Raw genomic sequence first — 21584 nt, forward strand, 5'->3', positions numbered from 1 at the left:
TGCGGAATTGCATCTGCCGGCGGCCGGAAATTGCGGCGGGATTGCGGTAAATCAGGGCTTTTCGGTGGCGGGCGTGGATGGTAGGAGGACGCGCATGACAAGAACGATCATGCTCCAGGGCACCGGCTCCGATGTCGGAAAAACGGTACTGGTGGCGGGGCTCTGCCGCATCGCCGCGAACCGCGGGCTGAAGGTGCGTCCCTTCAAGCCGCAGAACATGTCGAACAACGCCGCCGTTTCCGCCGACGGCGGCGAGATCGGCCGGGCGCAATGGCTGCAGTCGCTCGCCGCCCGCGTCCCGTCCTCCGTGCACATGAACCCGGTCCTCCTGAAGCCGCAGTCGGATGTCGGCAGCCAGATCATCGTGCAGGGCAGGGTGTTCGGCCAGGCGAAGGGGCGCGACTACCAGGCGCTGAAGCCGACGCTGATGGGCGCCGTGCTGGAGAGCTTCGAGACGGTCTCGGCCGGCGCCGATCTCGTCGTGGTCGAGGGTGCAGGCTCTCCGGCGGAAACCAACCTCAGGGCGGGGGACATCGCCAACATGGGCTTTGCGACGCGGGCGGGCGTGCCCGTCGTGCTCGTCGGCGACATCGACCGCGGCGGCGTCATCGCCTCGCTGGTCGGCACGCATGCCATCCTGCCCGAGGAGGACCGGCGCATGGTGACCGGCTACCTCATCAACAAGTTCCGCGGCGACGTCACGCTGTTCGACGGCGGGATTGCCGAGATCGGCCGCTTCACGGACTGGCCCTGCTTCGGCGTCGTGCCTTGGCTGAGGCAGGCCGCGCGGCTGCCGGCGGAGGATTCGGTCGTGCTGGAACGGCTCGCCAAGGGCGGCGGGGGGGCGTTGAAGGTGGCCGTGCCCGTCCTGCCGCGCATCGCCAATTTCGACGACCTCGATCCCCTGAAGGCGGAGCCGCAGGTGGACCTCGTCTTCGTGCGGCCGGGCGAGCGGATTCCGGCCGATGCCGGCCTTGTCGTCCTGCCGGGTTCCAAGTCCACCATCGCCGATCTGCGCGATTTGCGCGCCGCCGGCTGGGACGAGGACCTCGCCATGCATATGCGGCGCGGCGGCCGCGTCATCGGCATCTGCGGCGGATACCAGATGCTCGGCCGCCGCGTGACGGATCCGCTCGGCATCGAGGGCAGCGAGCGGGAGGTGGAGGGCCTCGGCCTCCTTGCGGTCGAAACGGAAATGGCCCCGGAAAAGACCGTGCGCAACAGCACGGCCCGTTCCCTGCAATACGACGTGCCGCTGGAAGGATACGAAATCCATCTCGGCCGCACCGCGGGGCCGGATGCCCTTCGTCCCCCGGTCAGCATCGACGGGCGTCCGGACGGCGCCCTTTCGGCCGATGGCCGGGTGATGGGCACCTACCTGCACGGCTTTCTTGCGAGCGGCGCCTACCGGGCGAGGCTTTTGGCCGACTTCGGCATCGATGGCGGCGGGTTCGATTATCGCGCGAGCGTCGACGAGGCGCTTGACGGTGTCGCGGCGGAGCTGGAGGCGGTTCTCGACCGCCGCTGGCTCGAAGGCCTTTTAGGGGGCGCTGATTAAACCGACCCGCTGAAACGTAGAGCCATCGGGTTCCTTCGCCACCGGCCTGCCGCACCAAAGTTGCGCCAGAATTCGGTGCGAGGAGTGACGGAAATCCGTCCGGCTTCCGGGCGTTGACGCCTTCGCGCGATCCGAAAGGGTAAATACATGGGTTCTGGACCTCTCGCACGATCCGTTCTGGCCGGCCTGGTCGGGCTGTCGCTCGCCGGCCTTCCGGCCGCGGCCTTCGCCCAGACGGCCAAGGAGGCCACCAGCGCGGGAAAACGCTGGGAAGAGGAATTCTCCCTCTGGCAGAAGGTTTCCTCGGGCAGCGACGTCGCGCAGTACGAAGGCTACCTGAAGCAATATCCGAACGGCACCTTCGCCTCCATGGCGCGCCTGCGCATCGCCGAATTGCAGGCGGCCGCCAAGACGACGCAGGCAACGGCCGCCTCCGGCGACGCCGCCAAGGTGGAGGAAGCCGCGGCCGCCGAAAAGGCGAAGGCCGAGGAAGAGGCGAAGAAGGCCGCCGAGGCGCGGAAGGCGGAAGAGGCTGAAAAGGCCGCCGCGGCTGAAAAAGCCAGGGCCGAGGAAGAGGCTCGCAAGGCTGCGCAGGCCCGGAAAGCCGAAGAGGACGCCCGCAAGGCCGCCGAAGCGGAAAAGGCGAAGGCCGAGGCGGAAGCTGCGCGCCTGAAGGCGGAGGCCGACGAGAAGGCGCGGGCCGAAGCCGCCGCGGCGGAAAAGGCCCGTGCCGAAGAGGCTGCCCGCCTGAAGGCGGAAGCCGAGGAGAAGGAAGCGACCGCCCGCAGGCTTGCCGAGGAGCAGGCGGCCGAAGCCGAGCGCCTGAAGGCGGAGGCGCAGGCCGCGGCGGAAAGGGCGCGGGCGGAGGAGGCCGCGCGCGTGAAGGCCGAAGCCGACCGCAAGAAGGCCGAGGAAGCCGCTGCCGCGGAAAAGGCACGTGCCGAGCAGGAAGCCGTCGCGCGTCGTGAAGCGGAAGCCAGGCGCGCCGAAGCCGAGAAGGCCGCCGCCGCCGAGAAGGCGCGGATCGAGCGGGAGGCCGCCGCTGCGCGCAAGCTTGCGGAAGAGAAGGCCGCCGAGGTGGAGCGGCTGAAGGCCGAGGCCGCCAAGGCGGCAGCGGATGCCGAGGCCAAGGCTGCGGAAGCGGCGCGCCTTGCGAAGGAAGCGGAAAAACGGGCCGCGGAAGCCGCCGCTGCCGAGAAACGGGCCCAAACCGGCGCAGCCGCCACCGCCGGACGCGACGCGCAGGAGGGCGAGAAGGACGACCTTGCCGCCGGGAAGGCGGATGCGGCCAAGCGCGAGGAGGAGGCGTTCCAGAAGGCCGTGCTCGAAGGCACGGAGAATGCGTTCCGCGCCTACATCGCGCAATATCCGAAGGGCCGCTTCGTCGCGGACGCCCGCGAGCGCCTTGCCGCGCTGGCAGGCACCGCGCGGCAGGAGACCGCGACGGCGACCGTCGAGACCGAACGCCGGGCGGCGGAGGAGCCGGCGGTCGATCCGCGGGAAGCCTATCTCGGCCGGTCGAGCCGCGTCCAGGCGCAGCGCTGGCTGAGCATGCTCGGCTTCAACACCTACGGCGCCGACGGCGTCTTCGGCCCGCGCACCCGCTCGGCGATCGCCGCCTGGCAGGGTGCGTCCGGCTACCGCGCCGACGGCTACCTCTCGCGCCGGCAGTTCCGTGCGCTGCGCGAGGCCGCGCAATATGCCGAGGCCCGGCAGAACCGCCAGCGCCGCTACCAGCGGGACTACGACGTGCTGGAAGGCCCGGTCGACGGGTACTACGACGGTCCGTACTACCGCGACGACGGCTATTACAACGGCGGCGGGGGCATGGTGATCATTCCCGGCTACTGAGACTGCGCCGGCCGGACGGCGGTTTCAGCACAGGCCGTGCCGCTGCCGGTCGATTGACTTCCCGGGGGCGGAAGCATAATCATCCGGACTATTGGATGGTTCCCGGGTCCGGAAACGGATCGGGGAGTAAATGGGAATGTGACGCGGCGGACCCAACCAGGGCGCTGCAATCACGGCCGACCCCGCGACTGTAGAGTGGCGAGGGACGCCCGTCCGCTGGGAGGACGCGGCGCGCAAGCGGGGCAATGGCGCTCCGGGGACCGCGCCTCGAAAACCAGCCGGAAAAGCCACTGGGCAGCATCACGATAAACCGGGGTTGGACGCCTCTATCTCTACGAATCGTCCGCCTTTTGTGATGCCGGGTCCGGGAAGGCGAGGGCGGACCCGCAGGCGCTTTGCGCCGGACGCCGCGAGCCAGGAAACCTGCCAGCCAATGAGGGCATGTCGCCCGACCCGGGGAGGGGCTTCCCCAACGCCTGCACGGAGGTTGTCATGGCTGTTTCCACCACGTCTTCCATTTCCCTTTCCGCGAACGACCGCCTCATCGCCGGCATCGTCGCGCTCGTCATCGGCGCCTTTCTGGTCTTCGGCGCGGGCCTTGCGAATTCGGCCGTGCTGCACGACACGGCGCACGACACGCGTCACTCCTACGGCTTTCCCTGCCACTGAGGAGTTCTTGAGATGATCGTTCGTTATCTCCTGGCCGCACTGGTGGCCGGGCTGTTCTCCGGCGTGCTCATGACGGCCGCCCAGGAGGCGCGGGTCGTGCCGCTCATCCTTCATGCCGAGGAATTCGAGGGCGGCGAGGAGGCCGCGCCGGCAGGCGAAGGCGGCACGCCCGCCACCGAGGGCGCGGCCCAGACGCAGGACCATTCCTCGCTCGGCGCGGCGCTTCTGGACGTTGCCGCCCATCTCTCGCCCGTTTCCCTCGCCCACGCCCATGACGGCGAGGAGCACGAGGAGGGCGGCATCATGTTCGGCATGAGCCGCTTCTCCGGCACGCTGCTCGCAAACCTCGTGACCGGTGCCGGCTTCGGCCTCCTGCTCGCGGGCTTCAGCCTCGTCTCCGGCTATCCGATCACCGTCGCGAACGGCGCGCTCTGGGGAGCGGCCGGCTGGCTCGCCGTGCACATGCTGCCGGCCATCGGCCTGCCGCCGGAGCTTCCGGGCTTCCCGGCCGCGGACCTCGGCGATCGCCAGGTCTGGTGGGTCGCGACCGTCATCCTCTCGGCCGCCGGCCTCTACCTCCTGTTCCTGAAGCAGGGTATCGTCGCCAAGATCATCGGCATCGTGCTCATCGCCGCGCCGCAGGTCTATGGCGCGCCGCAGCCGGGCGACATCTCCAGCAACGTGCCGGCCGTCCTCGGCGCGGAGTTCGCCGTCGCCGCGCTCGCCACGACGCTGTTCTTCTGGATCGTGCTCGGCCTCTCGCTGGGTTTTGCCAACGAGAAGATCGCCAAGGCGGCCTGACATGACGACGACATCGCCCGGAGCCGTCCTGGTTCTGGGCGGTGCGCGTTCCGGAAAATCCGCTTTCGCCGAAAGGCTGGTCGCCGAGACCGGCCTTTCGCGTCATTATATCGCCACCGGCCGCGCCTTCGATGACGAGATGCGCCAGCGCATCGCACGGCACCGGCAAGACCGCGGGAACGGGTGGAAAACGCATGAGGAGCCGCTTGCGCTCGCCGCGCGCATAAGCGACGTGGCGCGCGCGGACCGGGCGGTGCTCGTCGACTGCCTGACGCTCTGGATCACCAACCTGATGCTGGAGGAGCGGGATGTCGCCGCCGAATTCGGGGGCCTCCTCGCCGCCATCAGGACGGCGCCCGGCCGGCTGGTCTTCGTGTCGAACGAGGTCGGCCTCGGCATCGTGCCGGAAAACCGCATGGCGCGCGAGTTCCGCGACCATGCCGGGCGGCTGCACCAGGAGGTCGCCGCCCTCGTGCCTGAAGTCTATTTCGTCGCGGCCGGACTGCCGCTGAAAATGAAGGGTTGAGCCATGCTGCAACAGAAGATCCCCGCCACCGTCATCACCGGCTTCCTCGGGGCGGGCAAGACGACGATGATCCGCAACCTCCTGCAGAATGCCGGGGGAAAGCGCATCGCGCTCATCATCAACGAGTTCGGCGACCTCGGCGTCGACGGCGACGTGCTGAAGGGCTGCGGCGCGGAAGCCTGCACCGAGGATGACATCATCGAGCTTACCAACGGCTGCATCTGCTGCACTGTCGCCGACGATTTCATCCCCACCATGTCGAAGCTCCTGGAGCGCGAGAACCGCCCCGACCACATCGTCATCGAGACCTCGGGCCTGGCGCTTCCCCAGCCGCTCGTCGCCGCCTTCAACTGGCCGGAGATCAAGACGCAGGTGACGGTCGACGGCGTGGTGACGGTCGTCGACAGCGCGGCCGTCGCCGCCGGCCGCTTCGCCGACGACCACGACAAGGTGGATGCGCTGCGCGTGACGGACGAGAACCTCGACCACGAAAGCCCGCTGGAAGAGCTCTTCGAGGACCAGCTTACCGCCGCCGACCTGATCGTGCTCAACAAGACCGACCTGATCGACGCGGAGGGCCTGAGGACCGTGCGCGAGGAGGTCGCCTCCCGCATCGCCCGCAAGCCCTCGATGATCGAGGCGCGGAACGGCGAGGTCGCCGCCGCCGTCCTGCTCGGCCTCGGCGTCGGCACGGAGGACGACATCGCCAACCGCAAGTCGCACCACGAGCTGGAGCACGAGAACGGCGAGGAGCACGACCACGACGAGTTCGACAGCTTCGTCGTCGATCTTCCCGCCATCGCCGATCTGGCCGCCTTCATCGAGCGCCTCAAGGGCGTGATCGCCGCGCACGACGTGCTGCGCCTCAAGGGGTTCGCCGATGTGCCCGGCAAGCCGCTGCGCCTGCTCATCCAGGCCGTCGGCAGCCGCATCGACCACTATTTCGAGCGCGCCTGGGCGCCGGGCGAGGCCCGCGGCACCCGTCTCGTCGTCATCGGCCTGCACGACATGGACGAGAAGGCCGTGCGCGACGCCATCGCCGCCGCGGTGTGACGGCGGCATGAGCGTGCGGCGGTCCCTCTCTCCGGCTTTTCGGGCGCGGCACGGCCATTTCCGGCCTGCCGTGCCGGTGGATCCTCGGGTCGGGCCCGAGGATGACGAAAGAAGGAAGGGACGGCTGGCAACGGCGACGGTTCCGCATGCCGCACCGGTCGATAGGTCCCTTAGCCTATCCTCCCCGCCGTCATCCTCGGGCCCGACCCGAGGATCCACCGGCACCGCACGCTTACAGACGGGAGGCGCCGCATGCACCTCCTCTTAGCCCAGAAGGGCACCATCGCCGACGGCAGGGAAGCGATCGACCTCGGCCAGACGCCGGGCGACGTCCTCTTCCTCTCCGCCGCCGATACGGAACTTGCCGCCATCGCCGCCGCCCACCGCGCACGCAAGACCGGCACGCGCCTGCGCCTCGCCAGCCTCGCGGCGCTGTCCCATCCGATGTCGGTCGATACCTACATCGAGCGCACGGCGCGCCATGCGAAGCTGATCGTCATCCGCGCCCTCGGCGGCGCCAGCTATTTCCGCTACGTGCTGGAGGCCCTGCTGGCGACGGCGGTCGAGAACGGCATCAGGCTCGTGGCGCTCCCCGGCGACGACCGGCCGGACGAGGGCCTCATCCCCTTCAACCGCATAGGGGAGGACGACCGGCAACGTCTCTGGGCCTACCTCAACGAGGGCGGTGCGGAGAACGCGGAGCGGTTCCTCGCCTATGCGGACGCCCTGGTCTTCGGCGGCGAGAAGCCGGAGCCGGCGATGCCGCTGGAAAAGGCCGGCATCTGGTGGCCGGGACGGGGTGTGGTCGACGTCGCCACGTGGGAAAAGCTGGCGGTAGCGGGTATCGCGCGCACCACGCCCCCGACCGCCGCCATCTGCTTCTACCGCGCCTATGTCCAGAGCGGCGAGACGCGGCCCGTCGAGATGCTGATCGAGGCGCTTGCCGCCGAGGGGGTGCGCGCGCTGCCGCTGTTCGTCTCCAGCCTCAAGGAGCCGGTGTCCATCGAAACGGTTCGCGCCGCCTTCGCGGCGGCCCGGCCGGAGGTCGTGCTGAACGCCACGAGTTTCGCCGTCTCCGCCCCCGGCGCGAACCGCAAGCCGACCGTGCTCGACGAGACGGGCGCGCCCGTCCTGCAGGTCGTCTTCTCCGGCTCCTCGCGCGAGGCCTGGGAGGCCTCGGGGCAGGGGCTGACGGCGCGCGATCTCGGCATGAACGTCTCCCTGCCGGAGGTCGACGGCCGCGTGCTCTCCCGTGCCGTCTCCTTCAAGGCGGCCGCGCGCTACGACGAGCGCGTCGAGACGAACATCGTCGGGCTCGATCCGGCCGGGGACCGCATCCGTTTCGTGGCGAAACTCGCCGCCGGCTGGGCGCGGCTGCGGCGCGCGGAACCGGCCGGACGCCGCATCGCCATCGTCTTGGCGAACTATCCGAACCGCGACGGCCGCCTCGGCAACGGCGTCGGCCTCGACACGCCCGCCGGGACCATGGAAGTGCTGCGCGCCATGGCGGCGGAAGGCTACCCGGTCGCCGATCTGCCGGCCGACGGCGATGCGCTGATCGCCCACCTGATGGCCGGACCGACCAATGCCGCGCGCGATGGCCGCGAAATCCGCGAGACGCTTTCAATGAGCGATTACAAATCGTTCTTCTCCTCCCTTCCCATAAGGGTTCAGGAAGAGATGACGGCCCGCTGGGGTGCGCCGGAGGACGACCCGTTCGTCACGGGCGACGTCTTCGCCCTGCCGCTCGCCCGTTTCGGCGGGACGCTGGTCGGCATCCAGCCGGCGCGCGGCTACAACATCGATCCGAAGGACACCTACCATTCGCCGGACCTCGTGCCGCCGCACGGCTACCTCGCCTTCTACGCCTATCTGCGCCTCGATTACGGCGCCCATGCCATCGTGCACATGGGCAAGCACGGCAATCTCGAATGGCTGCCGGGCAAGGCCCTGGCGCTCTCGGAAGCCTGCTATCCGGAAGCCGTGCTCGGCCCGCTGCCGCATCTCTATCCGTTCATCGTCAACGATCCGGGCGAGGGCACGCAGGCCAAGCGCCGCTCCGCCGCCGTCATCGTCGACCACCTGACGCCGCCGCTCACGCGGGCGGAAACCTATGGGCCGCTCAAGGACCTCGAAGCGCTGGTCGACGAATATTACGACGCGTCCGGCGGCGATCCGCGGCGCATAAGGCTGCTGTCGAAGCAGATCCTCGACCTCGTGCGCGACATCGGCCTCGACCGCGATGCCGGCATCGCCCCCTCCGACGGCGAGACGGCCGCGCTCCAGAAGCTCGACGCCTATCTCTGCGACCTCAAGGAGATGCAGATCCGCGACGGGCTGCACGTCTTCGGCGTCTCGCCCGAGGGGCGGCTCCTCACGGACCTCACCCTCGCGCTCGCCCGCGTGCCGCGCGGCCTCGGCGAGGGCGGCGATGCGAGCCTGCAACGGGCGATCGCGGCGGATGCGTTTGGCGGGGTGCCGTCCTTTGCGGAGTCGGTGCGGCATTCCCCCGTCTCCCCCCTTGCGGGGGAGATGTCGGCGGAGCCGACAGAGCGGGGTGGTGCGGCACATTCTGCGGATGATCCCTGGGCGACGAGGTCGGGGAGTCACCCCCCTCTGTCACCTTCGGCGACATCTTCCCCGCAAGGGGGGAGACGGGAGAATGCCTTCGACCCGCTCGATTGCATCCCTTCCGACCCGTGGACCGGCCCGCGTCCGCAGATCCTCGCCGAACAGTCCGGCGCTCCCTGGCGCAGCAAGGGCGATACGGTGGAGCGCATCGAGCTGCTGGCCGCAAGGCTGGTGGAGGGCACGCTTGCCTGCCCGCCGGACTGGCACGCTACCCGCGTCGTGCTCGACACCGTCGATACGACGATCCGCCCGGCCATCGCCGCCTGCGGCCCGGCGGAGATCGAAGCGCTGATGCGCGGCCTCGACGGCCGCTTCATCGAGCCGGGCCCCTCCGGCGCGCCGACGCGCGGGCGGCCGGACGTGTTGCCGACCGGGCGCAACTTCTACTCCGTCGACAGCCGCGCCGTGCCGACGCCCGCCGCCTGGGAGCTCGGCCGGAAATCGGCCGAACTCATCGTCGCCCGCTATGCGCAGGACCACGGCGAATGGCCGACGTCCTTCGGCATCACCGCCTGGGGAACCTCCAACATGCGCACCGGCGGCGACGACATCGCCCAGGCGATGGCGCTGATCGGCGTCAGGCCCACCTGGGACATGGCCTCGCGCCGCGTCACCGGCTTCGAGATCATCCCGACCGCCGTGCTGCGCCACCCGCGCGTCGACGTGACCTTACGCATTTCCGGCTTCTTCCGCGATGCCTTCCCGGAGCAGATCGCGCTCTTCGACCGGGCCGTGCGCGCCGTCGGCGCGCTGGACGAGGACGATGCGGACAACCCCATCGCCGCCCGCATGCGCGCGGAAGCCGCGGCCCTTGCGGCGAAAGGCGCGTCCGAGGCGGACGCGGCGCGGGCCGCGGGCTTCCGCATCTTCGGCGCGAAGTCCGGCGGCTACGGCGCCGGCCTCCAGACGATGGTGGACGAGGGGCTCTGGAGCGAGCGCGGCGACCTTGCCGAAGCCTGGCTCGCCTGGGGCGCGCACGCCTATGACGGGACAAGCGACGGCGTGCCGATGCGCGAGCGGCTGGAGGCGCGCATGAGGAGCTTGCAGGCGGTCATCCAGAACCAGGACAGCCGCGAGCACGACCTGCTCGACAGCGACGAATACTACCAGTTCGAGGGCGGCATGGCGGCCGCCGCGGAGCACCTGTCGGGCCGGCAGCCCGCCGTCTACCACAACGACCTGTCGCGGCCGGAAAAACCCGTCGTGCGCACGCTAGAGGACGAGATCGGCCGCGTCGTGCGCGCCCGCGTCGTCAATCCGAAATGGATCGAGGGCGTCATACGCCACGGCTACAAGGGCGCCTTCGAGATCGCCGCGACGGTCGATTTCATGTTCGCCTTCGCCGCCACGACCGGCGCGGTGAAGGACCATCATTTCGAGGCGGCCTACCGGGCCTATGTGCTGGACGAGCGGGTGCGAGACTTCCTGCGGGACAAAAACCCCGCCGCGCTCGCCGAGATGGCGGCACGCTTCGCCGAGGCGATCGACCGCGGCCTCTGGACGCCGCGCTCGAATTCGGCGCGCTACGAGCTCGACATGCTCGGCAGGAGGAGGGCATCGTGACGGATCTCACCGGTCGTTGCCTTTGCCGGTCGCTGACATTTTCGGTTTCCGGCGACATCGTCAGCACCGGCCACTGCCACTGCGAGAGCTGCCGGCGCGCCACGTCCTCGCCGGTCACGACCTTCTTCTGTGTTGCCGGCAAGGATGTCGCGTTCAGGGGAGACACACTGCGGCACTATGCGTCCTCGCCGGGCGTGCGGCGCGGCTTCTGCGGCAATTGCGGCTCGCCGATGAGCTACGAGACCGACAAGCGGCCCGGCATCATCGACCTCTATGTCGCCACGCTCGACGACGCGGCGGGCATCGAAATCACCCAGCACGGATATTGGAATGAGCGGGTCTCCTGGCTGCACTGCGAGGACGACCTGCCGAAACGGGAAGGCTGACATGACAGACGATCACGACGAAACCGCCGGCATGAACGAGGCCGAGCTCGCCCGCCACGCGGAGAAGATGGCGAAGAAGAAGCAGGCGCGCGAGAAGATCATGGCGACGAAGACGGACGAGAAGGGCCTGATCATCGTCCACACCGGCAAGGGCAAGGGCAAGTCGACCGCCGGCTTCGGCATGATCTTCCGGCACATCGCGCACAGGAAGCCCTGTGCGGTGGTGCAGTTCATCAAGGGCGCCATGGCGACGGGCGAGCGCGACCTCATCGAGGCGCATTTCTCCGACCTCTGCCAGTTCCACACGCTCGGCGAAGGCTTCACCTGGGAGACGCAGGACCGCGCCCGCGACGTGGCGATGGCTAAGAAGGCGTGGGAAAAGGCGAAGGAACTGATCCGCGACGAGCGCAACTCCATGGTGCTGCTCGACGAGATCAACATCGCGCTGCGCTACGACTATATCGACGTGGGCGAGGTGATCGACTTCCTGAAGACCGAGAAGCCCTACATGACCCATGTCGTGCTGACGGGCCGCAACGCCAAGGAGGAACTGATCGAGATCGCGGACCTCGCGACCGAGATGGAGCTCCTGAAGCACCCGTTCCGCTCGGGCATCAAGGCGCAGCAGGGCGTGGAATACTGAGGGGAGGGCGTTTGCCCCTCACCTGCCTGCCGGCATCCTCTTCCCGCAACCGGGGAGAGGCACGCTGGGCTCGCCGTTTTCCTCCTTCTCCCCGCTTGCGGGGAGAAGGTCCCGGCAGGGGGATGAGGGGCGGCGTCACCACCCCATCCACACCCGGATCGGATGGCCCGGATCGGCCATCAGGCGGATGGCGAGCGCGATGGAGGTGACAACGAGGAGCGGCTTGATGACCTTCGCGCCGTTCCTCATCGCCACGCGCGAGCCGGCCTGCGCGCCGAGGAACTGGCCGGCGCCCATGGCGAGGCCGACCTTCCACAGGACGACGCCGTAGAGGATGAAGACGACGAAGGCGCCGAGATTGGAGCCGAAGTTCAGGAGCTTCGTGTGCGCGGTCGCCTTGAGGACGCCGAAGCCCGCGAGCGTCACGAAGGCCAGCATGAAGAACGATCCGGTGCCGGGGCCGAACACGCCGTCGTAGAAGCCGATCAGCGGAACGATGGTGACGGTGAAGAGGAGGACGCTCATGCGGCGGTGCTTGTCGACATCGCCGATATTCGGCTTCAGCCCGAAATAGACCGCGATCGCCACCAGCAGGAAGGGCAGCACGATCTTCAGCACGTCGCCCGGGACCACCGTCGCCAGCAGCGCGCCGAACACCGATCCGAGCGCCGAGAGCGCCGCCATCGGCAATTGCTCGCCGAGCCGGACATGGCCGGCGCGGGCATAGGCGAGCGTCGCCGAGCCCGAGCCGAAGAGCGATTGCAGCTTGTTGGTGCCGAGCGTTTCCAAGGGCGGAATGCCGGCGAGCAGCATGGCCGGAATGGTGATCATGCCGCCGCCGCCCGCAATGGAATCGATGAAGCCGGCGAGGAAGGCGGCAAGGAACAGGAGGATCAGGACGTGAAGGGCGATATCGGCCAAGGCGGGACTCGGGAAGCAGGCAGCGGGAGGAAGTCGGTTGCTCTTCTGTCAGACTGTGCGGCAAAAGCAAAGCCCGCCGTCGACATCGGGCGGTTCCTGCGCCGCGCGACAGGGATCGGGCAACCCGGCCGGCCCGCCAGAAGAGGCGTGCCGCATCCGGCGCGTCCGGTGCCGCAATCCGGTTTGACCGGCCTGCCGCCCTCCGGTACTAAAGACGGAGCGACGGTGCCCGCGAGGCGGGCCGAGCGGTGTCCGGTGCGGCCGACCAGGAAGGGGCTTCATCCGGAACCGTCGGAAACGGCAAGGCCGGGCCCTTTCGCGCGGAAATCTGCGAGAGACTGCCATGCATGCTGAGGCTCCATCACCGGATACCGGACAACGATCGCTGGTCGTCGGCCTCGGCTGCGAACGCGGCACGCCGCCCGCCGAGCTCGTCGGTCTCGCCGCTTCGGTCGTCGCCCGTCCCGGGGACGTCGCCTTCGTCGCGACGCTGGATGTACGCGCCGGCGAGCCGGCGATGCATGCGGTGGCGCGGCACTTTTCCGTCCCGCTCGTGACCTTCCCGGCCGCAAGGCTCGAAGCCGAGACGCCCCGTCTTGCCAATCCCTCCGACCTCGTCTTTGCCCATGCGGGTTGCCACGGCGTTGCCGAAGCGGCCGCTCTGGCGCAGGCGGGGGCGGGCGGGCGGCTGGTCGTGGAGAAGACGAAGTCCGCCCATGCGACGGTGGCGGTCGCAGAGTCGTTCCAATCGCTTGCAGACGTTTCCTCCGCGCAAGGTTTTGCTCCTTCGCATTCCGATTCAAGCCGGGAGCACGCCTGATGCAAGCCCTCTTCTCCGTCCTGCCGCCGATGGAAAGAGGCAGCGTCTGGCTCGTAGGGGCGGGGCCGGGCGATCCGGGCCTCCTGACGCTGCACGCCGCCAATGCGCTGCAGCAGGCCGATGTCATCGTGCACGACGCTCTGGTCAACGCCGACTGCCTGTCGCTGGCGCGGCCGGGTGCCGTCCTGGAATTTGCCGGAAAACGCGGCGGAAAGCCGTCGCACAAGCAGCGGGACATCTCGCTCCGGCTCGTCGAGCTGGCCCGTGCCGGCCACCGCGTTCTCCGGCTGAAAGGCGGCGATCCCTTCGTCTTCGGGCGCGGCGGCGAGGAGGCGCTGACGCTGATCGAGCACGGCATTCCCTTCCGCATCGTGCCGGGTATCACGGCGGGCATCGGCGGCCTTGCCTATGCCGGCATTCCGGTCACCCACCGCGAGGTCAACCACGCGGTCACCTTCCTCACCGGCCACGATTCATCCGGCCTCGTGCCGGACCGCATCGATTGGGAAGGCATCGCCAGGGGCTCGCCCGTCATCGTCATGTACATGGCGATGAAGCATATCGGCCAGATCGCCGCCAATCTCATCGCCGGCGGCCGTTCGCCGGACGAGCCCGTCGCCTTCGTCTGCAATGCCGCGACCGACGGGCAGCAGGTGCTGGAAACGACGCTCGCGCATGCGCAGGCGGATGCCGAGGCCGCCGGCATCGAGCCTCCCGCCATCGTGGTCGTCGGGGAGGTCGTGCGCCTGCGTTCCTCGCTCGACTGGCTCGGCGCGTTGACGGCGGGACGCAAGCTGTCGCCCGACCCGTTCGGCGCGCGTGCGCTGAAGGATCCGGCATGAGCGGACTGCTCATCGCCGCGCCCGCCTCCGGCTCCGGCAAGACGACGGTGACGCTGGGCCTCGCGCGGGCGCTGGCCGATGCCGGCGTGCGCCTCGTTCCGGGCAAGGCGGGCCCCGACTACATCGATCCGGCGTTCCACGCCGCCGCCAGCCGCAAGGCCTGCCTCAACTACGATCCCTGGGCCATGCGCCCGCAGCTCATCCGGGCGAACGCCGCCATCGAGGCCGGCGAGGGGGATTTCCTGCTCATCGAGGCGATGATGGGACTCTTCGACGGGGCCGCCGACGGCACCGGCGCGCCGGCCGATCTGGCGGCGATGCTCGGCCTGCCGGTCGTGCTCGTCGTCGATTGCAGCCGCATGTCGCAGTCCGTCGCCGCGCTCATGAGAGGCTACCGGGATTTCCGCAGCGACATCCGCGTCGCGGGCGCCATCCTCAACAAGGTCGGCAGCGCCCGGCACGAGGCGATGCTGCGCGGTGCGCTGGAGGCGGGCGGCATCGAGATTTTCGGCGTGCTGCGAAGCGACCCGGCCCTGAGCCTGCCCGAACGCCATCTCGGCCTCGTGCAGGCCGGCGAGCACGGCGCGCTCCAGGCGTTCATCGCCCACGCGGCGGAGGTCGTCGCGGGCCGCTGCGACCTCGAACGGCTCGTCGCGGTGGCTGCGGGCCGCCCCGCCGGGCAGCCTGCGCCTCCCGTCCTGCGCCTGCCGCCGCTCGGCCAGCGCATCGCGATCGCCCGCGATCAGGCCTTCGCCTTCACCTACGAACATCTGCTGCTGGGCTGGCGTGCGGCGGGGGCAGGCCTTTCCTTCTTCTCGCCCCTTGCCGACGAGGCGCCTGCCGAAGATGCCGACGCGGTCTACATGCCCGGCGGCTATCCCGAGCTGCACGCGGCGAGACTTGCCAATGCCGGCCGTTTCCGTATGGGAATGGAGGCGGCCGCGCGGCGCGGCGCGCGCATCTACGGCGAATGCGGGGGCTACATGACTCTGGGGGAGGCTCTGGTTGCGGCGGACGGGTCCCGTTACGGCATGCTCGGCCTCCTGCCGCTCGTCACCAGCTTTGCCGAGCGGCGCCGTCACCTCGGTTATCGCCGCGTCGTGCCGCTTGCGGGCTCCGGCTTCGCCGCGCCGATGACGGCGCACGAATTCCACTATTCGACCGTCGTCGAGGAGGGGGAGGCCGACCGCCTCTTCGCCGTCACGGATGCCATGGGGGAGGATCTGGGCGAGGCCGGCCTTTGCCGCGGCAATGTCAGCGGTTCCTACATGCACCTGATCGACCTTGCGCCGGAGGCGGCATGACGGCGCCGCGCATCGCCCATGGCGGCGGCATCGCCGCTGCCGCCGCCCGTTTCGGCGGCCGGCCGGAGGACTGGCTGGACCTTTCCACCGGCATCAACCCCAATCCCGTCGCCGTTCCCGAGGTCGACGCCGCCGCCTGGCACCGCCTGCCGGACCGACACCGGCAGGATGCGGCCCGCGCCGCTGCCGCCCGCTATTACGGCACGCCGAACGCCCTGCCGCTCCCCGTTCCGGGCACCCAGTCGGTCATCCAGCTCCTGCCGCGCTTCGTTGCCGCGGGGCGCCGTGCGGCCGTGCTCTCCCCGACCTATGGCGAATATGTCCGCGTGCTCGGCAATGCCGGCGTCGCGGTGGACGGCATCGCCAGCCTCGACGGCGTGACCGATGCGCACGGCCTCGTGGTCGTCGTCAATCCGAACAATCCCGACGGCCGGCTTTTCCCGCGCGATCGGCTGCGCGATCTCCACGCCCGCGTTTCGGCGCGCGGCGGCCTCCTCGTCGTCGACGAGGCCTTCGGCGACATGCGTCCGGAAGACTGCATCGCCCCGCTTGCGGGCGAGGGAATGCCCGGCCTGCTCGTATTCCGTTCCTTCGGCAAGTTCTTCGGCCTCGCGGGCCTGCGCCTCGGTTTCGCGGTCGGCGAGACGGCGGTCCTCGATCGCATCGAGGACTGGCTCGGTCCCTGGGCGGTGTCGGGGCCGGCGCTGACGATCGCGGCAAGGCTGATGGCGTCCGATACGTCCGCTGTGCGCCGGTCCATCGAGGCACGCAAGGCGGCGCTCGATGCCGTGCTTTGCGGAGCGGGGCTTGCGGTCGCCGGCGGCACCGGCCTCTTCTCGCTCGTCGAGCATGCCGGGGCGGCGGCCGTTCACGAGGGGCTTTGCCGTCGCCATGTCCTCGTGCGATCCTTCGACTACGATCCCCGCTGGCTGCGCTTCGGGCTTGCGCCGGACGCCGCCGCCGATGCACGGCTTGCCGCGGCGCTGGCGGATGTGGTGAACTGAGCGATGGCCGAGACGTTCTTCATCCTCTTCCTCGCGCTCGTGCTGGACCGCCTCGTCGGCGATCCGGACAGGATCTGGCGGCATGTGCCGCATCCGGTCGTGCTGTTCGGCCGGGCGATCGGCATGATGGACGGGCTTTTCAACGAAAGGCGGCTTTCTGCCGACACCAAGCGCTTCAACGGCGCGGCCGGTATCGCCGTGCTCCTTGCCGCCAGCGTCTTCCTCGGCTTCCTGCTGCACCGGATCCTCGCACCCTTCGGGCTTTTCGGTGCATTCCTGGAGGCCGTCATCGTCGCCGTTTTCCTTGCGCAGAAGAGCCTTCACGATCACGTGCGTGCCGTCTCGACCGGCCTGAAGGAGGAGGGGCTCGACGGCGGGCGGCGGGCCGTCTCGATGATCGTCGGCCGCGATCCGGCGACGCTGGACGAGCCGGCCGTGTGCCGCGCCGGCATCGAAAGCCTCGCGGAGAACTTTTCCGACGGCGTCGTCGCCCCGGCCTTCTGGTATGTGCTCTTCGGCCTGCCGGGTCTCTTTACCTACAAGATGCTGAACACGGCCGATTCGATGATCGGCCACAAGAACGCCAAATACCTCGATTTCGGCTGGGCCTCCGCGCGTCTCGACGACCTTGCCAACTGGCCGGCCGCGCGCCTCTCGATCCTTCTCATCGCCGCCGGCGCCCGGGCGGCGAAGGGCAGGGCGGCGGCGCGGGCGGCGATCGGAACGGCGCTGCGCGATGCGGGCCTGCACCGCTCGCCCAATTCCGGCTGGCCGGAGGCGGCGATGGCCGGTGCGCTCGGCATCGGCCTTGCCGGCCCGCGCATCTATGGCGGCGCGCGCGTCGACGAGCCGATGATGAACGCGGCCGGCCGCACCGTCGCGACCGTCGCCGACATCGACCTGTCGCTGCGCATCTTCTCCGCCGCCTGCGCCGCCCTCGCCGCCGCGGTGCTGCTCCTGGGGCTTTGCGCGGCCGTACTATAACCGCAGCGGCGGGCTACAGTTTTCTGCCTCTGTCGTGGACAAGGCTGCCGCCGGCATCCTTCTGGTTCTCGATCTATTTGCGAGGCGACGGATTTTCATGGGGCGTGAGTATCCCGCCTCGTCCGGCGTTCAATAAAAGTTTACGGCTTAACTTCGTTTTCCTTCTCATCTGCGGGCAATATTGCGGCGGGCTGGAACGTCTATATCCTGTCTCGCCGTGAGACAGGACGTTGAAGCTGTCCATAAATCAATAGAGGGGAAGTCATGCGTATCTTGTTTGCGACCGCGATCGCACTCCTTCTTGTATTGTTCCAAGCCCAGACCGCACTTTCCGCCAATCTGATCGCCCGGATCAACATTTCTTCGCAAACCATGGTCGTTACTCACAATGGCGTGGTGAAGCACCGCTGGCGGGTATCGACGGGCCGCAAGGGCTACGGCACGCCGACGGGCAGCTGGTCGGCGAAATGGGCCTCGCGCAATCACCGCTCGCGCAAGTACAACAACGCGCCGATGCCTTATGCGATCTTCTTCAAGGGAGGTTATGCGGTGCACGCGACCTATGAGACCAGGCGCCTCGGCCGCCCGGCGTCCCATGGCTGCGTGCGGCTTTCGCCGAACGATGCGGCGACCTTCTATCAGCTGGCGAACCGCCACGGGCTCTCCAACACGCGCATCGTCATCACCCGCTAGACGGTCCGGCAAAAGCGCGGGAATGCGCTCGCAGGCCTCAGTCGTTGCCGGCGTAGCGCATCAGACGGTCCATGTCGGGAACGGTGACGTGCCGGTTGTTCTCGATGCGGATGACGTTTTCCTTGCGCAGCTTGGTGAACTGCCGGCTGACGGTCTCGATCGTCAGCCCGAGGAAGTCGGCGATGTCGGCGCGCGACAGCGGCAGCTCGAAGGCCGACATGTCGACGCTTTCGGGGTCGATATGGGTGGCGATGAGGTAAAGGAAGCTTGCAACCTTCTCCTGCGCCGTCTTGCGGCCGAGCGTCAGCATCCAGTCGCGTGCCTCGTCCAGCTCCTTCAGCGCCTGCCGGTGCAGCTTGTGCTCGAGTTCCGGCGTCCTCTTGACCAGCCGGTCGAGCACGTTGCGCGGAAAATTGCAGACTTCGCTTTCGGTGGCCGCCTCCGCGGTGATCGCGCTTTCCTCGATGAAGGGACGGCCGAGGAAGTCGGGGGCGAATTGCAGGCCGACGATCTGCTGGCGGCCGTCCGCCATCACCTTGGTCAGCTTCACCACGCCGCGCATGATGTTGGAATAGTTCACCACCGTCTCGCCCTGGCCGATGACCTCGGCGCCGCTTTGCAGGCGGTGGCGGGAGGAGTGCTTGTTGAGTTCGGTCAGCTGCTCGGGCGTCAGCACGCCGCAAACACCGCCATGGCGGGCTTCGCAGGCCCGGCAGACGAGCGGAATGTCGGAACTATGGATATCTTGGCGGCGAATTTCCATATCGGCTTTCCTTTCGCCTGGCGGCCAACGACGCGGGTGATGCCGTGTATCGCACGCAGGCATGAACATAAAGCGTGCCGCCTCGCGGCAAAATAGCGCTTCCTGACTATTGTCAAATCGTAACGCAGGCATTCGGGCTTTCACTTGATCAAAATCAAATGGCAGGTCCCGTTTCGGAGGTATTTCCTCTGCGACCAGGGAGATGACCATGCAGGACGCACTCGTAGAACGCCTTTCGTCGCCGGTTCCGCGGTATACAAGTTATCCGACCGCCCCGCATTTCGACGAAAGTATCGGGTCGGAGGCCTATGCGGAGTGCCTTGCGGCGCTGGGGCGGAAGAATCGCCTGTCGCTCTATGTGCATGTTCCCTATTGCGACCGGCTCTGCTGGTTCTGTGCCTGTCATACCAAGCAGACGCTGCGCTACGAGCCCGTCGAAGCCTATCTGAAGGGCCTGCATGCCGAAATCGCGGCCGTCGGCGGCCGGGTGGCGCGGGAGGCGCCGGTGACGGCGCTGCATTTCGGCGGCGGCTCGCCGACCATGCTGCGGCCAAACGACATGGCGGCGCTGAGAGCCTGTCTCGATCGGAATTTCAACTTCGCGCCCGATGCGGAAATCTCCGTGGAGATGGATCCGAACGATCTCGACGAGGCGCGCCACGACGCGCTCGCCGCAATCGGCATGACGCGCGCCAGCCTCGGCATCCAGGATTTCGATCCCAGGGTGCAGAAGGCGATCAACCGCATCCAGACCTTCGAGCAGACGCGCGGCGTGGTGGAGGCGGCGCGGGCGAGGGGCGTGCGCTCGGTGAACTGCGACATCCTCTACGGCCTGCCGTACCAGACGATGGAGACGCTGGCGGAGACCGTCCGCGCGGTCGTTTCGCTCAGCCCCGACCGCATCGCGCTCTTCGGCTATGCCCACGTGCCGTGGATGAAGAAGCACCAGACGATGATCGACGAGGCGGCGCTGCCCGGCGTCGTGGCGCGTTTCGCCCAGATGAACATGGCGGCGGAGATGCTGGTGGCCGCCGGCTACGAGGGGATAGGCATCGACCATTTCGCCCTGCCGGGGGACAGGCTCGCCATGGCGGCCCGGAACGGCTCGCTGCGCCGCAACTTCCAGGGCTATACGGACGACCAGGCCGATGCGCTGATCGGCCTCGGCGCGTCCGCCATCGGCCAGCTGCCGCAGGGCTATTTCCAGAACATGCCGGCGACCGGCGAATACCTCCGCCGCGTGGAGGAGGGGGGCCTTGCCGTGGTGCGCGGCTACGCGCTGACCGGGGAGGACCGCGCCCGCGCCTGGGTCATCGAGAAGGTGATGTGCGATTTCGGCTTCTCCTTTGCGGAACTCGCCGCGCGGCACCCCGCCTTCGCCGGCGCCGTCAGGGCGGAAGCGGGCGGCTTCGCCGCGCTGGACAGGGACGGCCTCTGCCGCATCGAGGGGGAAAGGTTCCTGCTGACGGCGACGGGCCGGCCGTTCGCGCGCACCGTCGCCGCGGTCTTCGACGCACATCTTGCAAGCGGCCGCGGGCGGCACTCGATTGCGGTCTGACCGGCGGTTGCGGCCCTGTTGCGCGTGCAACACAGCCTCGCGGATCATGCTGGTCCCTCATCAACCCCATTGGCAATCGCATCGGATTTCCATATAGGATCGCCCGACTATAGATTCATGAGGTATGGGCGTGACTGCTACATTCGACAAGGTTGCCGACATCATTGCTGAAACCAGCGAGATCGATCGCGAGACGATCACGCCGGACAGCCACACCATCGACGATCTCGGCATCGACAGCCTGGACTTCCTCGACATCGTCTTCGCGATCGACAAGGAATTCGGCATCAAGATCCCGCTGGAACAGTGGACGCAGGAAGTCAACGAAGGCAAGGTCGCGACGGAGGAGTATTTCGTCCTGAAGAACCTCTGCGCGAAGATCGACGAACTGCGGGCCGCCAAGGCCTGACGCACGGCGCCCGGCCGCCGCCCGGCGGCCTTGTCCCGGACCATCCCGGTGCAAGGGGCTTTCGGCCTGCCGTCTTCGGCAGGCCTTTCGATTTCCGGAACCCGCCGGAGGCATATTCCGATGCTGCTAGAATATTTCCAGATGATCGACCGGGTGGAAGCCGTCGACGGCGCGCGCCGCGTGCTTTCGGCCCGCTCCGTCGTGCCCTCGAAAAGCCCCGTCTTCGAGGGGCATTTCCCCGGCATGCCGCTCGTTCCGGGCGTGCTTCTCATCGAGACCATGGCGCAGGCCTCGGGCTTCCTCGTGCTGGCGGCCACCGATTTTGCCGCCATGCCCTTCCTGATGAGCGTCGACGGGGCCAAGATGCGCACCTTCGTCGAGCCCGACGCGGTGCTCGACATCGAGGCCGTGCTGGAGCATGACGGATCGGGCTACGCCGTGACGAAGGCGAGGATTTCGTCGGCCGGCAAGAAGGTGTGCGACGCGCAGCTGAAGCTGCGCACCATGCCGTTTGCCGAGGTGCCGCTTGCGGAAATCGTGCGCAGGCGCGCAGGCGAGGTGGGTTTGTTCGAGGCGCTTGCGGCGTCGGCTGAAGGGAAGTGATG

Annotated in this window: 20 protein-coding genes and 1 riboswitch; of the genes, 18 read left to right on the forward strand and 2 right to left on the reverse strand. The window is 68.4% G+C overall.

What is annotated here, in order from left to right:
- Positions 1-94 precede the first annotated feature (94 nt).
- From ACIIOY_RS21140 to cobO, 9 genes are all read left to right on the forward strand, one after another.
- Positions 95-1558 (forward strand): cobyric acid synthase, encoded by a 1464-nt coding sequence (locus tag ACIIOY_RS21140; RefSeq protein ID WP_411036653.1) that lies wholly within the window; start codon positions 95-97, stop codon positions 1556-1558.
- 147 nt (positions 1559-1705) lie between these two features.
- Positions 1706-3409, forward strand: a complete 1704-nt coding sequence (locus ACIIOY_RS21145; protein ID WP_411036654.1) for a peptidoglycan-binding domain-containing protein — start codon at positions 1706-1708, stop codon at positions 3407-3409.
- A 79-nt stretch (positions 3410-3488) separates the two neighbouring features.
- Positions 3489-3854: riboswitch (cobalamin riboswitch) on the forward strand.
- A gap of 47 nt (positions 3855-3901) precedes the next feature.
- The gene (locus ACIIOY_RS21150) at positions 3902-4078 is read left to right on the forward strand and encodes a CbtB domain-containing protein (protein WP_411036655.1); all 177 of its coding nucleotides are present in this window, start codon (positions 3902-3904) and stop codon (positions 4076-4078) included.
- A 12-nt stretch (positions 4079-4090) separates the two neighbouring features.
- A complete protein-coding gene (locus tag ACIIOY_RS21155) occupies positions 4091-4879 on the forward strand; it encodes a CbtA family protein (protein ID WP_411036656.1) in 789 nt (262 codons plus the stop codon).
- Between the two features lies 1 nt (position 4880).
- Positions 4881-5405 carry a bifunctional adenosylcobinamide kinase/adenosylcobinamide-phosphate guanylyltransferase gene (gene cobU, locus ACIIOY_RS21160; RefSeq protein ID WP_411036657.1) on the forward strand — a complete coding sequence of 175 codons (525 nt, stop codon included), beginning with the start codon at positions 4881-4883 and terminating at the stop codon, positions 5403-5405.
- Between the two features lie 3 nt (positions 5406-5408).
- The gene (gene cobW, locus ACIIOY_RS21165; protein ID WP_411036658.1) at positions 5409-6458 is read left to right on the forward strand and encodes a cobalamin biosynthesis protein CobW; all 1050 of its coding nucleotides are present in this window, start codon (positions 5409-5411) and stop codon (positions 6456-6458) included.
- Positions 6459-6710: 252 nt separating this feature from the next.
- Positions 6711-10652, forward strand: coding sequence for a cobaltochelatase subunit CobN (cobN, locus tag ACIIOY_RS21170; RefSeq protein ID WP_411036659.1), 3942 nt, complete (start codon positions 6711-6713; stop codon positions 10650-10652).
- On the forward strand, positions 10649-11038 hold the full coding sequence (locus ACIIOY_RS21175) for a GFA family protein (protein ID WP_411036660.1): 390 nt from the start codon (positions 10649-10651) through the stop codon (positions 11036-11038). Before cobN ends, ACIIOY_RS21175 begins: the two co-directional genes overlap by 4 nt.
- 1 nt (position 11039) lies before the next feature.
- Positions 11040-11681, forward strand: a complete 642-nt coding sequence (gene cobO / locus ACIIOY_RS21180) for a cob(I)yrinic acid a,c-diamide adenosyltransferase (protein WP_411036661.1) — start codon at positions 11040-11042, stop codon at positions 11679-11681.
- Positions 11682-11816: 135 nt separating this feature from the next.
- On the opposite strand, the gene ACIIOY_RS21185 is transcribed toward cobO, so the two are convergent.
- Entirely contained in the window at positions 11817-12602 is a 786-nt protein-coding gene (locus ACIIOY_RS21185; RefSeq protein WP_411036662.1) for a TSUP family transporter, read from the reverse strand.
- 343 nt (positions 12603-12945) lie between these two features.
- Between ACIIOY_RS21185 and ACIIOY_RS21190 the strand changes: the two genes are divergently transcribed.
- The 6 genes from ACIIOY_RS21190 (at position 12946) to ACIIOY_RS21215 (ending at position 18249) form a co-directional block, all read left to right on the forward strand.
- Positions 12946-13422: a cobalamin biosynthesis protein gene (locus ACIIOY_RS21190; RefSeq protein ID WP_411036663.1), complete on the forward strand. Its 477-nt coding sequence runs from the start codon at positions 12946-12948 to the stop codon at positions 13420-13422.
- Positions 13422-14264: a uroporphyrinogen-III C-methyltransferase gene (gene cobA, locus ACIIOY_RS21195; RefSeq protein WP_411036664.1), complete on the forward strand. Its 843-nt coding sequence runs from the start codon at positions 13422-13424 to the stop codon at positions 14262-14264. Before ACIIOY_RS21190 ends, cobA begins: the two co-directional genes overlap by 1 nt.
- Positions 14261-15568 (forward strand): cobyrinic acid a,c-diamide synthase CobB, encoded by a 1308-nt coding sequence (locus tag ACIIOY_RS21200; RefSeq protein WP_411036665.1) that lies wholly within the window; start codon positions 14261-14263, stop codon positions 15566-15568. The genes cobA and ACIIOY_RS21200 overlap by 4 nt, the downstream gene beginning before the upstream one ends.
- Positions 15565-16572 (forward strand): threonine-phosphate decarboxylase CobD, encoded by a 1008-nt coding sequence (gene cobD, locus ACIIOY_RS21205; RefSeq protein WP_411036666.1) that lies wholly within the window; start codon positions 15565-15567, stop codon positions 16570-16572. Before ACIIOY_RS21200 ends, cobD begins: the two co-directional genes overlap by 4 nt.
- A 3-nt stretch (positions 16573-16575) precedes the next feature.
- Positions 16576-17556 carry an adenosylcobinamide-phosphate synthase CbiB gene (gene cbiB / locus ACIIOY_RS21210; protein ID WP_411036667.1) on the forward strand — a complete coding sequence of 327 codons (981 nt, stop codon included), beginning with the start codon at positions 16576-16578 and terminating at the stop codon, positions 17554-17556.
- Positions 17557-17820: 264 nt separating this feature from the next.
- Positions 17821-18249 carry a L,D-transpeptidase gene (locus tag ACIIOY_RS21215; RefSeq protein WP_411036668.1) on the forward strand — a complete coding sequence of 143 codons (429 nt, stop codon included), beginning with the start codon at positions 17821-17823 and terminating at the stop codon, positions 18247-18249.
- 37 nt (positions 18250-18286) lie between these two features.
- Here ACIIOY_RS21215 and ACIIOY_RS21220 read toward each other — a convergent pair whose 3' ends face one another.
- Entirely contained in the window at positions 18287-19012 is a 726-nt protein-coding gene (locus ACIIOY_RS21220; RefSeq protein WP_411036669.1) for a Crp/Fnr family transcriptional regulator, read from the reverse strand.
- Positions 19013-19220: 208 nt separating this feature from the next.
- Here ACIIOY_RS21220 and hemN point away from each other — a divergent pair, with 208 nt between their 5' ends.
- The 3 genes from hemN (at position 19221) to ACIIOY_RS21235 (ending at position 21582) form a co-directional block, all read left to right on the forward strand.
- A complete protein-coding gene (gene hemN / locus ACIIOY_RS21225) occupies positions 19221-20570 on the forward strand; it encodes an oxygen-independent coproporphyrinogen III oxidase (protein ID WP_411036670.1) in 1350 nt (449 codons plus the stop codon).
- Between the two features lie 124 nt (positions 20571-20694).
- A complete protein-coding gene (locus tag ACIIOY_RS21230) occupies positions 20695-20979 on the forward strand; it encodes an acyl carrier protein (RefSeq protein ID WP_256115503.1) in 285 nt (94 codons plus the stop codon).
- Between the two features lie 120 nt (positions 20980-21099).
- Complete coding sequence (locus tag ACIIOY_RS21235) at positions 21100-21582, forward strand: 3-hydroxyacyl-ACP dehydratase FabZ family protein (protein WP_411036671.1); 483 nt, start codon at positions 21100-21102, stop codon at positions 21580-21582.
- The last annotated feature ends 2 nt before the right edge of the window (positions 21583-21584 follow it).

Origin of the sequence: Shinella agrisoli (assembly GCF_046557955.1) — a bacterium.
GTDB lineage: Bacteria > Pseudomonadota > Alphaproteobacteria > Rhizobiales > Rhizobiaceae > Shinella.

Excerpts from the sequence above, each read along its gene's own strand:
- ACIIOY_RS21220 (WP_411036669.1), bottom strand. The coding sequence starts at position 19,012 with ATGGAAATTCGCCGCCAAGATATCCATAGTTCCGACATTCCGCTCGTC.
- cobO (WP_411036661.1), top strand. The coding sequence starts at position 11,040 with ATGACAGACGATCACGACGAAACCGCCGGCATGAACGAGGCCGAGCTC.
- cobW (WP_411036658.1), top strand. The coding sequence starts at position 5,409 with ATGCTGCAACAGAAGATCCCCGCCACCGTCATCACCGGCTTCCTCGGG.
- cbiB (WP_411036667.1), top strand. The coding sequence starts at position 16,576 with ATGGCCGAGACGTTCTTCATCCTCTTCCTCGCGCTCGTGCTGGACCGC.
- hemN (WP_411036670.1), top strand. The coding sequence starts at position 19,221 with ATGCAGGACGCACTCGTAGAACGCCTTTCGTCGCCGGTTCCGCGGTAT.
- ACIIOY_RS21140 (WP_411036653.1), top strand. The coding sequence starts at position 95 with ATGACAAGAACGATCATGCTCCAGGGCACCGGCTCCGATGTCGGAAAA.
- ACIIOY_RS21200 (WP_411036665.1), top strand. The coding sequence starts at position 14,261 with ATGAGCGGACTGCTCATCGCCGCGCCCGCCTCCGGCTCCGGCAAGACG.
- ACIIOY_RS21150 (WP_411036655.1), top strand. The coding sequence starts at position 3,902 with ATGGCTGTTTCCACCACGTCTTCCATTTCCCTTTCCGCGAACGACCGC.
- cobA (WP_411036664.1), top strand. The coding sequence starts at position 13,422 with ATGCAAGCCCTCTTCTCCGTCCTGCCGCCGATGGAAAGAGGCAGCGTC.
- ACIIOY_RS21190 (WP_411036663.1), top strand. The coding sequence starts at position 12,946 with ATGCATGCTGAGGCTCCATCACCGGATACCGGACAACGATCGCTGGTC.
- ACIIOY_RS21155 (WP_411036656.1), top strand. The coding sequence starts at position 4,091 with ATGATCGTTCGTTATCTCCTGGCCGCACTGGTGGCCGGGCTGTTCTCC.
- cobU (WP_411036657.1), top strand. The coding sequence starts at position 4,881 with ATGACGACGACATCGCCCGGAGCCGTCCTGGTTCTGGGCGGTGCGCGT.
- ACIIOY_RS21215 (WP_411036668.1), top strand. The coding sequence starts at position 17,821 with ATGCGTATCTTGTTTGCGACCGCGATCGCACTCCTTCTTGTATTGTTC.
- ACIIOY_RS21145 (WP_411036654.1), top strand. The coding sequence starts at position 1,706 with ATGGGTTCTGGACCTCTCGCACGATCCGTTCTGGCCGGCCTGGTCGGG.
- ACIIOY_RS21230 (WP_256115503.1), top strand. The coding sequence starts at position 20,695 with ATGGGCGTGACTGCTACATTCGACAAGGTTGCCGACATCATTGCTGAA.
- cobD (WP_411036666.1), top strand. The coding sequence starts at position 15,565 with ATGACGGCGCCGCGCATCGCCCATGGCGGCGGCATCGCCGCTGCCGCC.
- ACIIOY_RS21235 (WP_411036671.1), top strand. The coding sequence starts at position 21,100 with ATGCTGCTAGAATATTTCCAGATGATCGACCGGGTGGAAGCCGTCGAC.
- cobN (WP_411036659.1), top strand. The coding sequence starts at position 6,711 with ATGCACCTCCTCTTAGCCCAGAAGGGCACCATCGCCGACGGCAGGGAA.